The following is a 13,053-nucleotide window of genomic DNA, read 5'->3' as shown; positions in this document are numbered from 1 at the left end:
ATGAAGTACATATTTGACATCGTGCATGGCTTCTACACCCAGCTTCGCAGCCTGGTGATGATCTTCGGCCACGCCTTCCGCAAGCGCGACACGCTGCAGTACCCGGAAGAACCGGTCTACCTGCCGCCGCGCTACCGTGGACGTATCGTCCTGACCCGCGACCCCGACGGCGAAGAGCGTTGTGTAGCCTGCAACCTGTGCGCCGTGGCGTGCCCGGTCGGTTGCATCTCGCTGCAGAAAGCTGAAACCGAAGACGGTCGCTGGTACCCGGACTTCTTCCGCATCAACTTCTCGCGCTGCATTTTCTGTGGCCTCTGCGAGGAAGCCTGCCCGACCACCGCGATCCAGCTCACGCCGGACTTCGAAATGGCCGAGTTCAAACGTCAGGACCTGGTTTACGAGAAAGAAGATCTGCTGATCTCCGGCCCCGGCAAAAACCCTGATTACAACTTCTATCGTGTTGCAGGTATGGCGATTGCCGGTAAGCCAAAAGGCTCCGCGCAGAATGAAGCCGAACCGATCAACGTGAAGAGCTTGCTGCCTTAAGGAAGAAAGATGGAATTCGCTTTCTATTTCGCATCGGGTATCGCTGTGGTGTCCACGCTCCGCGTGATCACCAACACCAACCCTGTGCACGCCCTGCTCTACCTGATCATTTCGCTGATCGCCGTGGCCATGACGTTCTTCGCCCTCGGCGCACCGTTTGCCGGTGTCCTGGAAGTGATCGCCTACGCTGGCGCCATCATGGTGCTGTTCGTGTTCGTGGTGATGATGCTGAACCTGGGGCCCGCCTCGGTTCAGCAGGAGCGCGTCTGGCTCAAGCCCGGCATCTGGCTCGGCCCGGTCGTACTCGGCGCCCTGCTGCTGGTGGAACTGCTGTACGTGCTGTTCGCCCACCAGAGCGGCCAGGCCGTCGGCCACACCACCGTAGACGCCAAGGCCGTGGGCATCAGCCTGTTCGGTCCTTACCTGCTGGTGGTCGAACTCGCCTCGATGCTGCTGCTCGCCGCAGCCGTGACGGCGTTCCATTTGGGCCGTAACGAAGCCAAGGAGCAATGACGATGCCTGCTATCCCCATGGAGCATGGTCTGGCGGTCGCCGGCATCCTGTTCTGCCTCGGCCTGGTCGGCCTGATGGTCCGCCGCAACATCCTCTTCGTACTGATGAGCCTGGAGGTCATGATGAATGCCTCCGCCCTGGCGTTCATCGTTGCCGGTAGCCGCTGGGCGCAGCCGGATGGACAGATCATGTTCATCCTGGTGATCAGCCTGGCAGCCGCCGAGGCCAGTATTGGCCTGGCGATCCTGCTGCAACTGTATCGCCGCTTCCACACGCTCGATATCGACGCTGCCAGTGAGATGCGCGGATGAATCTTCTCTATCTGACTTTCGTATTCCCTCTCATAGGTTTCCTGCTGCTGTCGTTCTCCCGTGGACGCATCTCGGAAAACCTCGCCGCGCTGATCGGCGTCGGCTCCATCGGTCTGTCGGCGATCGTCACCGCCTACGTGATCTGGCAATTCAACGTCGCCCCGCCACAAGGCGGCCACTACACCCAGGTGTTGTGGCAGTGGATGGCGGTGGAAGGTTTCACGCCGAACTTCGCGCTGTACCTGGACGGCCTGTCCGTAACCATGCTCGGCGTGGTTGTCGGCGTCGGCTTCCTGATCCACCTGTTCGCGTCCTGGTACATGCGCGGTGAAGCCGGTTACTCGCGCTTCTTCGCCTACACCAACCTGTTCATCGCCAGCATGCTGTTCCTGGTGCTGGGCGATAACCTGTTGTTCCTGTACTTCGGCTGGGAAGGCGTGGGCCTGTGCTCGTACCTGTTGATCGGTTTCTACTACAGCAACCGCAACAACGGTAACGCGGCACTCAAGGCGTTCATCGTCACCCGTATCGGCGACGTGTTCATGGCCATCGGCCTGTTCATCCTGTTTGCCCAACTGGGCACGCTGAATGTCCAGGAACTGCTGGTGCTGGCACCGCAGAAATTCCAGGCCGGCGACTTCTGGATGGTCATGGCCACCCTGATGCTGCTGGGCGGCGCTGTCGGTAAATCCGCGCAACTGCCGCTGCAAACCTGGCTGGCGGACGCGATGGCCGGTCCTACCCCGGTTTCGGCACTGATCCACGCCGCAACCATGGTGACCGCCGGTGTCTACCTGATCGCCCGTACCCACGGCCTGTTCACCCTGGCGCCGGAAATCCTGCATCTTGTAGGTATCGTTGGTGGTGTGACCCTGGTGCTTGCAGGTTTCGCCGCCCTGGTCCAGACCGACATCAAGCGTATCCTCGCCTACTCGACCATGAGCCAGATCGGCTACATGTTCCTGGCCCTGGGCGTGGGTGCCTGGGATGGCGCGATCTTCCACCTGATGACCCACGCCTTCTTCAAGGCCCTGCTGTTCCTTGCCTCCGGTGCGGTGATCGTTGCCTGCCACCACGAGCAGAACATCTTCAAGATGGGCGGCCTGTGGAAGAAACTGCCTCTGGCCTACGCCAGCTTCATCGTCGGCGGCGCGGCCCTGGCGGCCCTGCCACTGGTGACCGCAGGCTTCTACTCCAAGGACGAAATCCTCTGGGAAGCGTTTGCCAGCGGTAACGAAGGCCTGCTGTATGCCGGTCTGGTCGGTGCGTTCATGACCTCGCTGTACACCTTCCGCCTGATCTTCATCGCGTTTCACGGTGAAGCGAAGACCGAAGCCCACGCCGGTCACGGCATTGCCCACTGGCTGCCACTGTCGGTGCTGATCGTATTGTCCACCGCCATCGGCGCGATGATCGTTCCGCCACTGCACGGCGTGCTGCCGCAAAGCGTCGGCCATGCCGGCGGCGAAGCCAAGCACAGCCTGGAAATCGCTTCGGGCGCCATCGCCCTGGCCGGTATCCTGCTGGCAGCCTTGCTGTTCCTCGGCAAGCGTCGCTTCGTCACCGCCATCGCCAACAGCGGCATCGGCCGTTTCCTCTCGGCCTGGTGGTTCGCTGCCTGGGGCTTCGACTGGATCTACGACAAACTGTTCGTCAAGCCATACCTGGCGATCAGCCACATCCTGCGCAAAGACCCGCTCGACCAGACCATCGGTCTGATCCCGCGCATGGCCAAAGGCGGTCACACCGCCCTGAGCCGTACCGAGACCGGTCAACTGCGTTGGTACGCCGCCTCGATGGCTGCTGGTGCCGTGCTGGTCATCGGCGCTGTCGTGCTGGTAGCGGTCTGATATGAACCTTGCGAATTTGCGAAAGGAAACGAACCCGTCATGATTCTGCCTTGGCTAATCCTGATTCCCTTCATCGGCGGCCTGCTGTGCTGGATGGGTGAGCGCTTCGGCGCCACCCTCCCCCGCTGGATTGCGCTGATCACCATGTCCCTGTTGCTCGCTCTCGGCCTCTGGCTGTGGGCCAACGGTGATTATTCATTTGCCCCGGCGCCTGGCGCCGACCCGACCTGGGCGCTTGAGTTCAAGCACGTCTGGATCGAACGCTTCGGCATCAACGTGCACCTGGCCCTCGACGGCCTGTCGCTGTTGATGATCATGCTGACCGGTCTGCTGGGTGTGCTCTCGGTACTCTGCTCGTGGAAAGAAATCCAGCGTCACGTGGGCTTCTTCCACCTGAACCTGATGTGGATCCTGGGCGGTGTCGTCGGCGTGTTCCTCGCCCTCGACCTGTTCATGTTCTTCTTCTTCTGGGAAATGATGCTGGTGCCGATGTACTTCCTCATCGCGCTCTGGGGTCACAGTTCTTCGGATGGCAAGAAAACCCGGATCTACGCGGCGACCAAGTTCTTCATCTTCACTCAGGCTTCCGGCCTGATCATGCTGGTGGCGATCCTCGGTCTGGTACTGGTCAACTTCAACGACACCGGCGTGATTACCTTCAACTACGCCGACCTGTTGAAGACCAAGATGTCGATGACCACCGAGTACATCCTGATGCTCGGCTTCTTCATCGCCTTCGCGGTCAAGCTGCCAGTCGTGCCGTTCCACTCCTGGTTGCCTGACGCTCACGCCCAGGCGCCGACCGCAGGTTCCGTCGACCTCGCCGGTATCTTGCTGAAAACCGCGGCCTACGGCCTGCTGCGTTTCGCCCTGCCGCTGTTCCCGAATGCCTCGGCCGAGTTCGCGCCGTTTGCAATGGCCCTGGGCCTGATCGGGATCTTCTACGGTGCGTTCCTGGCGTTCGCGCAAACCGACATCAAGCGTCTGATCGCCTTCTCGTCCGTTTCCCACATGGGCTTCGTACTGATCGGCATCTACTCCGGCAGCCAACTGGCGCTGCAGGGCGCGGTGATGCAGATGCTGGCGCACGGCCTGTCGGCGGCGGCACTCTTTATCCTCAGCGGCCAGCTGTACGAGCGCACCCACACCCGCGACATGCGTGAAATGGGTGGTCTGTGGTCGAAGATCGCCTACCTGCCAGCCCTCAGCCTGTTCTTTGCAGCGGCGTCCCTAGGCCTGCCGGGTACCGGTAACTTCGTCGGTGAGTTCCTGATCCTGATCGGTACTTTCCCGATCGCTCCATGGGTGACCATCATCGCCACCACCGGCCTGGTGTTCGGTTCGGTCTACTCGCTGATCATGATCCACCGTGCCTACTTCGGCCCGGCCAAATCGGACGCGGTACTGCATGGCATGGACGGTCGCGAAATGATCATGGTGGTCGGCCTGGCAGCACTGCTGATCTACATCGGCGTGTACCCGCAACCGTTCCTCGATACCTCTGCCGCGACGATGCATGGCGTGCAGCAGTGGCTCGGCACCGCCTTCACTCAACTCGCTTCGGCCCGGTAAGAGCGCTATGGAATTCACGACTCAACACTTTATCGCGCTAGCGCCGTTGTTGATCACCAGCGCCACGATCATCGTGGTGATGCTGGCGATTGCCTGGCGCCGCAACCACTCCCAGACCTTCCTGCTGTCGGTGGCAGGTCTGAACCTGGCTCTGCTGTCGATCCTGCCAGCCCTGAAAGTCGCGCCTCTGGCGGTGACTCCACTGCTGCAGATCGACACCTTCGCCTGCCTGTACATGGCGCTGATCCTGGTCGCCACCCTCGCCTGTGTCACCCTCGCCCACGCCTACCTCGGCGATGGCGGTTCGGGTTACCCGGGCAACCGTGAAGAACTGTACCTGCTGATCCTGATGGCCGCCGCCGGTGGCCTGGTACTGGTCAGCGCGCAGCACCTGGCCGGCTTGTTCGTCGGCCTGGAACTGCTCTCGGTACCGGTCTACGGCCTGGTGGCCTATGCCTTCTTCAACAAGCGCTCGCTGGAAGCCGGCATCAAGTACATGGTGCTGTCGGCTGCCGGTTCCGCGTTCCTGTTGTTCGGTATGGCCCTGCTCTACGCCGACGCTGGCAGCCTGAGCTTCAACGGCATCGGCCAGGCCCTGGCGGCCACTGGTCTGCCAAGCTCCCTGGCGCAACTGGGCCTGGGCATGATGCTGATCGGCCTGGCGTTCAAGTTGTCGCTGGTACCGTTCCACCTCTGGACCCCGGACGTTTACGAAGGTGCTCCGGCACCGGTGGCAGCGTTCCTGGCCACCGCGTCGAAAGTCGCTGTGTTCGCGGTGATGGTGCGTCTGTTCCAGATCTCGCCAGCAGCGAGCAGCGGTGTGCTGAGCGACGTACTGACCATCATCGCCATCGCGTCGATCCTGTTCGGTAACCTGCTGGCACTGACCCAGAGCAACCTCAAGCGTCTGCTGGGTTACTCGTCCATCGCCCACTTCGGCTACCTGCTGATCGCCCTGGTGGCGAGCAAGGGCCTGGCCGTGGAAGCCATCGGCGTGTACCTGGTCACCTACGTGATCACCAGCCTCGGCGCGTTCGGCGTGATCACCCTGATGTCCTCGCCGTACAACGGCCGCGACGCCGATGCCCTGTACGAGTACCGCGGCCTGTTCTGGCGCCGTCCGTACCTGACCGCCGTACTGACCGTGATGATGCTGTCCCTGGCCGGTATCCCGCTGACCGCGGGCTTCATCGGCAAGTTCTACATCATCGCCACAGGTGTGCAGTCGCAACAATGGTGGCTGGTCGGCTCCCTGGTACTGGGCAGCGCCATCGGCGTGTTCTACTACCTGCGCGTCATGGTCACCCTGTACCTGATCGAACCGAACCTGCGTCGCCACGATGCCCAGCTGCACTGGGAACAACGCGCAGGCGGCGTGATGCTGCTGGCCATCGCGGTACTGGCGTTCTTCCTCGGCCTGTATCCACAGCCGTTGTTGAGCCTGGTACAGCAATCGGGGCTGGCGGGTTGATCGCTTAAGCTTTATGCGGTAGAAAACAGAAACGGCACCTTCGGGTGCCGTTTTTGCGTTTGGAGTTTCAAGATCAAAGATCGCAGCCTTCGGCAGCTCCTACAGGTGGATCGCATTTCAAGGTAGGAGCTGCCGCAGGCTGCGATCTTATGATCTTTATTACCCTCTCTTTTTTCAGGAAGTTACCTGCAGGGCGGTACGCAGTAGCTGACATTCAACAGGAGGCATTTGCCGTTAAATTTGAAGACCAGCTATCCAGAAAGAAAACCCGGTAACCGACGTTTAGGAACTGATGACATGCTTGATGACTTCGAAGGTACTCAAATCTGAGACTTCCGTCCTGCTGTCAAATGTTTGTTCGGCTGATGAAGTTTGGTGACTGGGATGGCCTCATCGCGAGCAAGCTCGCTCCCACAGGGGATCTTCTGTGGACACACTAATCGCGAACACCGCCGATCAATTGTAGGAGCAAGCTTGCTCGCGATGGCGTCGGAACAGGCACAAACGCAAACGGCACCTTACGGTGCCGTTAACGTTTCACAGCTCAGATATTACTTACGCGCCGCCTCCCACGATTTCAGCAGCTCGGCATAGCTCACGGTCTCACCCTGAGGCTTCTCGTTCGCCAGTTTCGGTTTCGGTGCACCCGGCTGATCGAACCAGTATTGCGCATCGCGCTCCGGGTTCATTTTCGGCGCGCAGGTGGCTTGGGCCTTCGAGCGTTCCAGACGGGACATGATCGCGTCCTGATCCTTGGCCAGGCCGTCCAGGGCTTCTTGCGGGGTTTTCTCGCCGCTGGCGGCTTCGGCGATGTGGCTCCACCACAGCTGCGCGAGACGCGGATAGTCCGGCACGTTGGTGCCGGTCGGGGTCCATTGCACGCGGGCCGGGCTGCGGTAGAACTCCACCAGGCCGCCGAGTTTCGGTGCCAGGTCGGTCATGGCTTGTGAGTTGATGTCCGACTCGCGGATCGGGGTCAGGCCGACAATGGTTTTCTTCAGCGAAACGGTTTTCGAGGTCACGAACTGCGCGTACAGCCAGGCCGCGAGTTTCTGTTTCTCAGGCGTGGACTTCATGAACGTCCAGGAACCCACGTCCTGATAGCCCAGCTTCATACCCTCTTCCCAATACGGCCCGCGCGGCGATGGTGCCATGCGCCATTTCGGCGTGCCGTCGGCGTTCATCACCGCCAGGCCCGGCTTGGTCATGTCGGCGGTGAAGGCGGTGTACCAGAAGATCTGCTGGGCGATGTTGCCTTGGGACGGCACGGGGCCTGATTCGGAGAAGGTCATGCCCGCCGCTTCCGGTGGTGCGTACTTCTTCAGCCAGTCGACGTATTTGGTGGTGGCGAACACCGCCGCCGGGCCGTTGGTGTCACCGCCGCGGGTCACGCTGGAGCCGACCGGGTGGCAATCCTCGACGCGGATGCCCCACTCGTCCACCGGCAAGCCGTTGGGGATGCCCTTGTCGCCGCCACCGGCCATGGAGAACCAGGCATCGGTGAAGCGCCAGCCCAGGGACGGATCTTTCTTGCCGTAGTCCATGTGCCCGTAGACACGCTTGCCATCGATTTCCTTGACGTCTTCGCTGAAGAATTTGGCGATGTCTTCATAGGCCGACCAGTTCACCGGAACGCCCAACTCGTAGCCGTACTTTTCCTTGAATTTGGCCTTGAGGTCCGCACGCTCGAACCAGTCGGCGCGGAACCAGTACAGGTTGGCGAACTGCTGGTCTGGCAATTGATAGATCTTGCCGTCCGGCGCGGTGGTGAAGGAGATGCCGATGAAATCCTTGATATCGAGGGTCGGCGAGGTGAAGTTCTTGCCCTCGTTGGCCATCAGGTCGGTGATCGATTCGGTCTTGCCGTAACGGAAATGCGTGCCGATCAGGTCCGAGTCGTTGACCCAGCCGTCATAGATGTTCTTGTCCGATTGCATCTGGGTCTGCAGCTTTTCCACCACGTCGCCTTCCTGTAGCAGGTCGTGGGTCAGCTTGATCCCGGTGATTTCGGTGAAGGCCTTGGCCAGCACCTTGGACTCGTATTCGTGGGTGGCGATGGTTTCCGATACCACCTTGATGTTCATCCCGCGAAACGGCTCCGCCGCCTTGATGAACCACTTCAGCTCTTCGAGTTGCTGATCGGCCGTCAGGGTGGACGGCTTGAATTCACTGCCAATCCATTTCTTCGCGGCGTCTTCATAGGCATCGGCCCAGGCAGACGCGCTCAAACCGCTGAGTGCCAGCATGGCTGCCAATGAAATGCTATGTCGCAGCTTATTGTTTTTGTCGAACATAGAGACCTCCTGTTTAAGTTTCGGAGCAACATTGCCGAGCGATTCGACTAGCCCCACCGCATCACAGCCAACAGCCACACCAGGGACATCGCGAAGGCGACCCAGATGCTCCAGTCGGTCACGCCGATTACCAGCAGATGCAGGTAGGCGCTGCCGAGAAGACCGATGAACAACCGATCGCCACGGGTGGTGGCAATCGGCAAAAAACCTCGCCGAAGGATGCTCGGCGAACGCAACTCCCAGGTGGTCATGCCCACCAGGATCAAGGCAATGACAGTGAAGAACGCCGCCGTCGGGACGGTCCAACTCATCCATTCCATCATCAGCTCCTCATACCCGGCCCAGGGCAAAGCCCTTGGCCACGTGGTTGCGCACAAACCAGATCACCAGCATGCCCGGCAGGATGGTCAACACCCCCGCCGCCGCCAGCACGCCCCAGTCGATGCCGGACGCCGAGACCGTGCGGGTCATCACCGCCGCGATGGGCTTGGCGTTCACCGAAGTCAGGGTTCGCGCCAGCAGCAGCTCGACCCAGGAAAACATGAAGCAGAAAAACGCCGTGACGCCGATGCCGGAGCCGATCAGCGGGATGAAAATCTTCACGAAGAACTTGGGAAAACTGTAGCCGTCGATGTAGGCGGTTTCGTCGATTTCCTTGGGCACGCCCGACATGAAGCCTTCGAGAATCCACACCGCCAGTGGCACGTTGAACAGGCAGTGCGCCAGGGCCACCGCGATGTGGGTGTCGAACAGACCGATCGATGAATACAGCTGGAAGAACGGCAACAGGAACACCGCCGGCGGCGCCATGCGGTTGGTCAGCAGCCAGAAGAACAGGTGCTTGTCGCCGAGGAAGCGGTAGCGCGAGAACGCATAGGCTGCCGGCAACGCCACGCTCAGGGAGATGATGGTGTTCAGGCTCACGTAGTACGCCGAGTTGATGTAACCGGTGTACCAGCTCGGATCGGTGAAGATCACCTTGTAGTTGGCCAAGGTGAAATCCTGTGGGAAAAGCGTCAGGCCGCCGAGGATTTCGCTGTTGCTCTTGAAGGACATGTTCAGCAGCCAGTAGATCGGCACCAGCAGGAACAGGATGTAGATCAGCAGTGGAACAAGCTTTCTCATGCTCATGATGGCCTCAGCGGTTGGCGTCAGAGTGAGTCATGGCGGTATAGAACAGCCAGGACACCAACAGGATGATCAGGAAGTACACCAACGAGAACGCGGCAGCCGGCCCCAGGTCGAACTGCCCGATCGCCATCTGCGTCAGGGTCTGGCTGAGGAAGGTGGTGGCGTTGCCCGGTCCGCCCCCGGTCAGTACGAACGGCTCGGTGTAGATCATGAAACTGTCCATGAAGCGCAGCATCACGGCGATCAACAGCACGCTCTTGAGCTTGGGCAGCTGGATATGGCGGAACACCGCCCAGGCGGACGCCCGGTCGATCCGCGCCGCCTGGTAATAAACATCCGGAATCGCCCGCAAGCCGGAGAAACACAACAGCGCCACCAGCGAGGTCCAGTGCCAGACGTCCATCACCAGCACGGTGACCCAGGCGTCCATGGTGTTCGCCGCATAGTTGTAGTTGATGCCCATGGCCTTGAGGCTCGCCCCCAGCAGGCCGATGTCGGCCCGGCCGAAGATCTGCCAGATGGTGCCGACCACGTTCCACGGGATCAGCAATGGGATCGCCAGGATGATCAGCACCACCGACGACCAGCGCCCCTTGGTCGGCATGGTCAGGGCAATCGCGATGCCCAGGGGGATTTCGATCAGCAGCACGCACGCCGAGTAGATGAACTGGCGCAGCAGTGAATCGTGCAGGCGTGGATCTAGCAGCACTTGTTTGTACCAGTCGGCACCGACGAAGTAGCGGCTGGACTGGTCGAAAATGTCCTGCACCGAGTAGTTGACCACGGTCATCATCGGGATCACCGCACTGAACGCCACCAGCAGGAACACCGGCAGCACCAGCCACCAGGCCTTGTTGTTCTGCACCTTGTTCATGGCTGCGCCTCTTGGCTGGCATTGGCTTCGAGCAGGAAATCATCGGCGTAGACCATCAGCCACTGCGCCGGAAAACTGATGTACGCCGTGCCTTCTGGCACCGGTTTGTCTTCGGCCAGGCGCACTTTCAGCGGCGCGCCGTCGAGGTTGAGGGTCATGATCTTGTAGGTGCCAAGGTCTTCGACGTGTACGACTTGTGCCCTCAGCGCGTCATCAAAAGGCTCGTCCCATACATGGATGAACTCCGGGCGAATGCCGACTTTCAGGGTTTTCCACGTGGATTCGGCGATGCGTTTCTGCATGGCCTCGGACAAGGGCAGATGGGTCGAAGCAAAACCGACGCCACCCGGTTGCGGCCGGACTTCGATCAGGTTCATTCCCGGACTGCCGATGAAATAACCGACAAAGGTGTGGCTCGGCCGTTCGAACAGTTCCCGCGGCGTGCCGAACTGCACGATCTGCCCGCCGTACATCACCGCGATCTTGTCGGCGAAGGTCGAGGCCTCCAGCTGATCGTGGGTGACGTAGACCATGGTGATGTTGAACTGCTCGTGGATCTGCTTGAGCTTGCGCCGCAGCTTCCACTTCAAGTGCGGGTCGATCACCGTCAGCGGCTCGTCGAAGAGGATCGCCGAGACGTCATCGCGTACCAGCCCACGGCCCATGGAAACCTTCTGTTTTTCGTCGGCGGTGAGGTTGCTGGCTTTTTTGCTCAGCAGATTCTGCAGGTCGAGGACTTCGGCAATTTCCTGCACCTTGGTGTGAATCTTCGCCTCGGCCATGCCCTGGTTACGCAACGGAAAGGCCAGGTTGTCGAACACCGTCATGGTGTCGTAGACCACCGGAAACTGGAAAACCTGGGCGATGTTGCGCTTTTCCGGGGTCAGGTTGTTGACCGCCTTGCCATCGAACAACACATGTCCCTGGGACGGGCTGAGCAGGCCGGAAATGATGTTGAGCAAGGTCGACTTGCCGCAGCCCGACGGGCCGAGCAACGCATAGGCGCCGCCCTGCTCCCAGATGTGATCCATCTGGCGGATCGCGTAGTCCTCGGGACCGCTCGGCGTGCTGGTGTAGCTGTGGGCGAGGTTCTGCAAACGGATTTCGGCCATCAGGCAACCCTCGCGACGCGCCGGCCGGGCGCCTGGACCAGCCGCCCCTGCGCATCGAACACGAACAGTTTATGGGTCGGGATGTAGATGCGGATCGGCGCATCGACGTCGTATTCGTGAACGCCGGGCAAGTGCAGCACCAGCAGGAAATGCTCGTTGCGCACGTGCAGGAAGGTTTCCGAGCCACTGATTTCCGCGACTTCGACGGTCACCGCCAGTTCCAGGTCGTCGTCGTTGCTCGGTACCAGCGAGATATGGCTGGGGCGCACGCCAAAGCGGAACTCGCCCTCGCCCACCGGGCGTAAATCGACGTTGAGCGGGAAGTGCACGAAATTGGCGAAGCTCACTTCGTTGCCGGCAATGCGACCCGGCATCAGGTTGATCGGCGGCTCGGAGAACAACTCCGCCGCCAGTACGGTCTGCGGCTGGTGGTAGACCTCGGACGACAGGCCGCTCTGGATTACCCGGCCCTCATGCAGAATCGTGGTGGTGCCGCCCAGGGCCAAAGCTTCGTTGGGCTCGGTGGTGGCATAGATGGCGATGGTGTGGCGCGCCTTGAACAGCTCGCGCATTTCCTGGCGCAGCTCTTCGCGCAATTTGTAGTCGAGGTTGACCAGCGGCTCATCGAACAGGATCAGTTCGGCATCCTTGACCAGCGCCCGGGCCATGGCCGTGCGTTGCTGCTGGCCACCGGACAGTTCCAGGGGATAACGCTGCAGGAATTTCTCGATTCGCAGCATCTTCGCTGTTTCCAGCACCTTGCTCTGGATCTGCTCATTGGAGACACCGGCCTGGCGCAACGGCGAGGCGATGTTCTCGAAGACGGTCATGGTCGGGTAATTGATGAACTGCTGATACACCATCGACACGTTGCGAAGGCGCACCGGGCGCTGGGTGACATCGACGCCATTCATCAGGATGCGCCCGGTGTCGGGCTTGTCCAGCCCGGCCATCAGGCGCATGAGGCTGGTCTTGCCGGACAGCGTGCGCCCGAGCAGAACGTTGAAGGATCCGGGTTCGAAACGCAGGCACGCATCGTCGATCCAGGTCTGGCCCTCGACGGTGCGGCTGACATGCTCCAGGGTTAACGACATGGCTCGGCCTTTTTTATTTTTGGAGTCAAGCGACCTGGGTGACAGAGCGACTTTCGTGCCAAAAATTTCAAGCCATTGAGCGGATTGGAGTTTTTATAAAACCGCGAAGAACCGGCGTTCGTAGCTGAACAGAAATGAACAACCTGAAGTGAACAATTGAACAGTTCACCGATTGACAATGAACAATAGTGAACAACACTCTATGGACTGTTCACGACCCCTGTAGGAGCTGCCGCAGGCTGCGATCTTTTGATTTTGTTTTTCAAGATCAAAAGATCGCAGCCT

The 13,053-nt window shown here is 60.4% G+C and carries 12 protein-coding genes; 6 read left to right on the top strand and 6 right to left on the bottom strand.

Annotated features, from left to right (window positions below; all coding sequences use genetic code 11):
* Genes nuoI through nuoN form a run of 6 tightly spaced genes read left to right on the top strand, consistent with a single transcriptional unit; the run spans window position 1 to window position 6,263 of the window.
* Window positions 1-546, top strand: coding sequence for an NADH-quinone oxidoreductase subunit NuoI (nuoI, locus tag SOP95_RS22740; protein WP_007970449.1), 546 nt, complete (start codon window positions 1-3; stop codon window positions 544-546).
* 9 nt (window positions 547-555) lie between these two features.
* Entirely contained in the window at window positions 556-1,059 is a 504-nt protein-coding gene (gene nuoJ / locus SOP95_RS22735) for an NADH-quinone oxidoreductase subunit J (RefSeq protein ID WP_274074754.1), read from the top strand.
* A gap of 2 nt (window positions 1,060-1,061) precedes the next feature.
* Complete coding sequence (nuoK, locus tag SOP95_RS22730) at window positions 1,062-1,370, top strand: NADH-quinone oxidoreductase subunit NuoK (protein ID WP_007946416.1); 309 nt, start codon at window positions 1,062-1,064, stop codon at window positions 1,368-1,370.
* The gene (nuoL, locus tag SOP95_RS22725) at window positions 1,367-3,220 is read left to right on the top strand and encodes an NADH-quinone oxidoreductase subunit L (protein WP_274074753.1); all 1,854 of its coding nucleotides are present in this window, start codon (window positions 1,367-1,369) and stop codon (window positions 3,218-3,220) included. The genes nuoK and nuoL overlap by 4 nt, the downstream gene beginning before the upstream one ends.
* Before the next feature lie 39 nt (window positions 3,221-3,259).
* Entirely contained in the window at window positions 3,260-4,792 is a 1,533-nt protein-coding gene (nuoM, locus tag SOP95_RS22720; RefSeq protein WP_274074752.1) for an NADH-quinone oxidoreductase subunit M, read from the top strand.
* A 7-nt stretch (window positions 4,793-4,799) separates the two neighbouring features.
* A complete protein-coding gene (gene nuoN, locus SOP95_RS22715; protein WP_274074751.1) occupies window positions 4,800-6,263 on the top strand; it encodes an NADH-quinone oxidoreductase subunit NuoN in 1,464 nt (487 codons plus the stop codon).
* Window positions 6,264-6,814: 551 nt separating this feature from the next.
* Here nuoN and SOP95_RS22710 read toward each other — a convergent pair.
* From SOP95_RS22710 to SOP95_RS22685, 6 genes are read right to left on the bottom strand one after another with little or no spacing between them, the layout of a single operon-like run.
* A complete protein-coding gene (locus SOP95_RS22710; protein WP_274074750.1) occupies window positions 6,815-8,557 on the bottom strand; it encodes an ABC transporter substrate-binding protein in 1,743 nt (580 codons plus the stop codon).
* Window positions 8,558-8,604: 47 nt separating this feature from the next.
* The gene (locus SOP95_RS22705; RefSeq protein ID WP_274074749.1) at window positions 8,605-8,877 is read right to left on the bottom strand and encodes a DUF2160 domain-containing protein; all 273 of its coding nucleotides are present in this window, start codon (window positions 8,875-8,877) and stop codon (window positions 8,605-8,607) included.
* 10 nt (window positions 8,878-8,887) lie between these two features.
* The gene (locus SOP95_RS22700) at window positions 8,888-9,688 is read right to left on the bottom strand and encodes a carbohydrate ABC transporter permease (RefSeq protein WP_274074748.1); all 801 of its coding nucleotides are present in this window, start codon (window positions 9,686-9,688) and stop codon (window positions 8,888-8,890) included.
* 7 nt (window positions 9,689-9,695) lie between these two features.
* Window positions 9,696-10,562: a carbohydrate ABC transporter permease gene (locus SOP95_RS22695; RefSeq protein ID WP_020801179.1), complete on the bottom strand. Its 867-nt coding sequence runs from the start codon at window positions 10,560-10,562 to the stop codon at window positions 9,696-9,698.
* Entirely contained in the window at window positions 10,559-11,674 is a 1,116-nt protein-coding gene (locus SOP95_RS22690; RefSeq protein WP_323608394.1) for an ABC transporter ATP-binding protein, read from the bottom strand. The genes SOP95_RS22695 and SOP95_RS22690 overlap by 4 nt, the downstream gene beginning before the upstream one ends.
* Complete coding sequence (locus SOP95_RS22685) at window positions 11,674-12,768, bottom strand: ABC transporter ATP-binding protein (protein WP_274074746.1); 1,095 nt, start codon at window positions 12,766-12,768, stop codon at window positions 11,674-11,676. Before SOP95_RS22685 ends, SOP95_RS22690 begins: the two co-directional genes overlap by 1 nt.
* Window positions 12,769-13,053 lie beyond the last annotated feature (285 nt).

The organism is Pseudomonas sp. YuFO8, assembly GCF_035065025.1.
Lineage (GTDB): Bacteria > Pseudomonadota > Gammaproteobacteria > Pseudomonadales > Pseudomonadaceae > Aquipseudomonas > Aquipseudomonas putida_AE.
This window is presented reverse-complemented; position numbering and strand designations above follow the sequence as displayed.

Bases quoted from the DNA above. Each gene is read 5' to 3' on its own strand.
- nuoI (WP_007970449.1), top strand. From the start codon at position 1: ATGAAGTACATATTTGACATCGTGCATGGCTTCTACACCCAGCTTCGC.
- nuoJ (WP_274074754.1), top strand. From the start codon at position 556: ATGGAATTCGCTTTCTATTTCGCATCGGGTATCGCTGTGGTGTCCACG.
- nuoK (WP_007946416.1), top strand. From the start codon at position 1,062: ATGCCTGCTATCCCCATGGAGCATGGTCTGGCGGTCGCCGGCATCCTG.
- nuoL (WP_274074753.1), top strand. From the start codon at position 1,367: ATGAATCTTCTCTATCTGACTTTCGTATTCCCTCTCATAGGTTTCCTG.
- nuoM (WP_274074752.1), top strand. From the start codon at position 3,260: ATGATTCTGCCTTGGCTAATCCTGATTCCCTTCATCGGCGGCCTGCTG.
- nuoN (WP_274074751.1), top strand. From the start codon at position 4,800: ATGGAATTCACGACTCAACACTTTATCGCGCTAGCGCCGTTGTTGATC.
- SOP95_RS22710 (WP_274074750.1), bottom strand. From the start codon at position 8,557: ATGTTCGACAAAAACAATAAGCTGCGACATAGCATTTCATTGGCAGCC.
- SOP95_RS22705 (WP_274074749.1), bottom strand. From the start codon at position 8,877: ATGGAATGGATGAGTTGGACCGTCCCGACGGCGGCGTTCTTCACTGTC.
- SOP95_RS22700 (WP_274074748.1), bottom strand. From the start codon at position 9,688: ATGAGCATGAGAAAGCTTGTTCCACTGCTGATCTACATCCTGTTCCTG.
- SOP95_RS22695 (WP_020801179.1), bottom strand. From the start codon at position 10,562: ATGAACAAGGTGCAGAACAACAAGGCCTGGTGGCTGGTGCTGCCGGTG.
- SOP95_RS22690 (WP_323608394.1), bottom strand. From the start codon at position 11,674: ATGGCCGAAATCCGTTTGCAGAACCTCGCCCACAGCTACACCAGCACG.
- SOP95_RS22685 (WP_274074746.1), bottom strand. From the start codon at position 12,768: ATGTCGTTAACCCTGGAGCATGTCAGCCGCACCGTCGAGGGCCAGACC.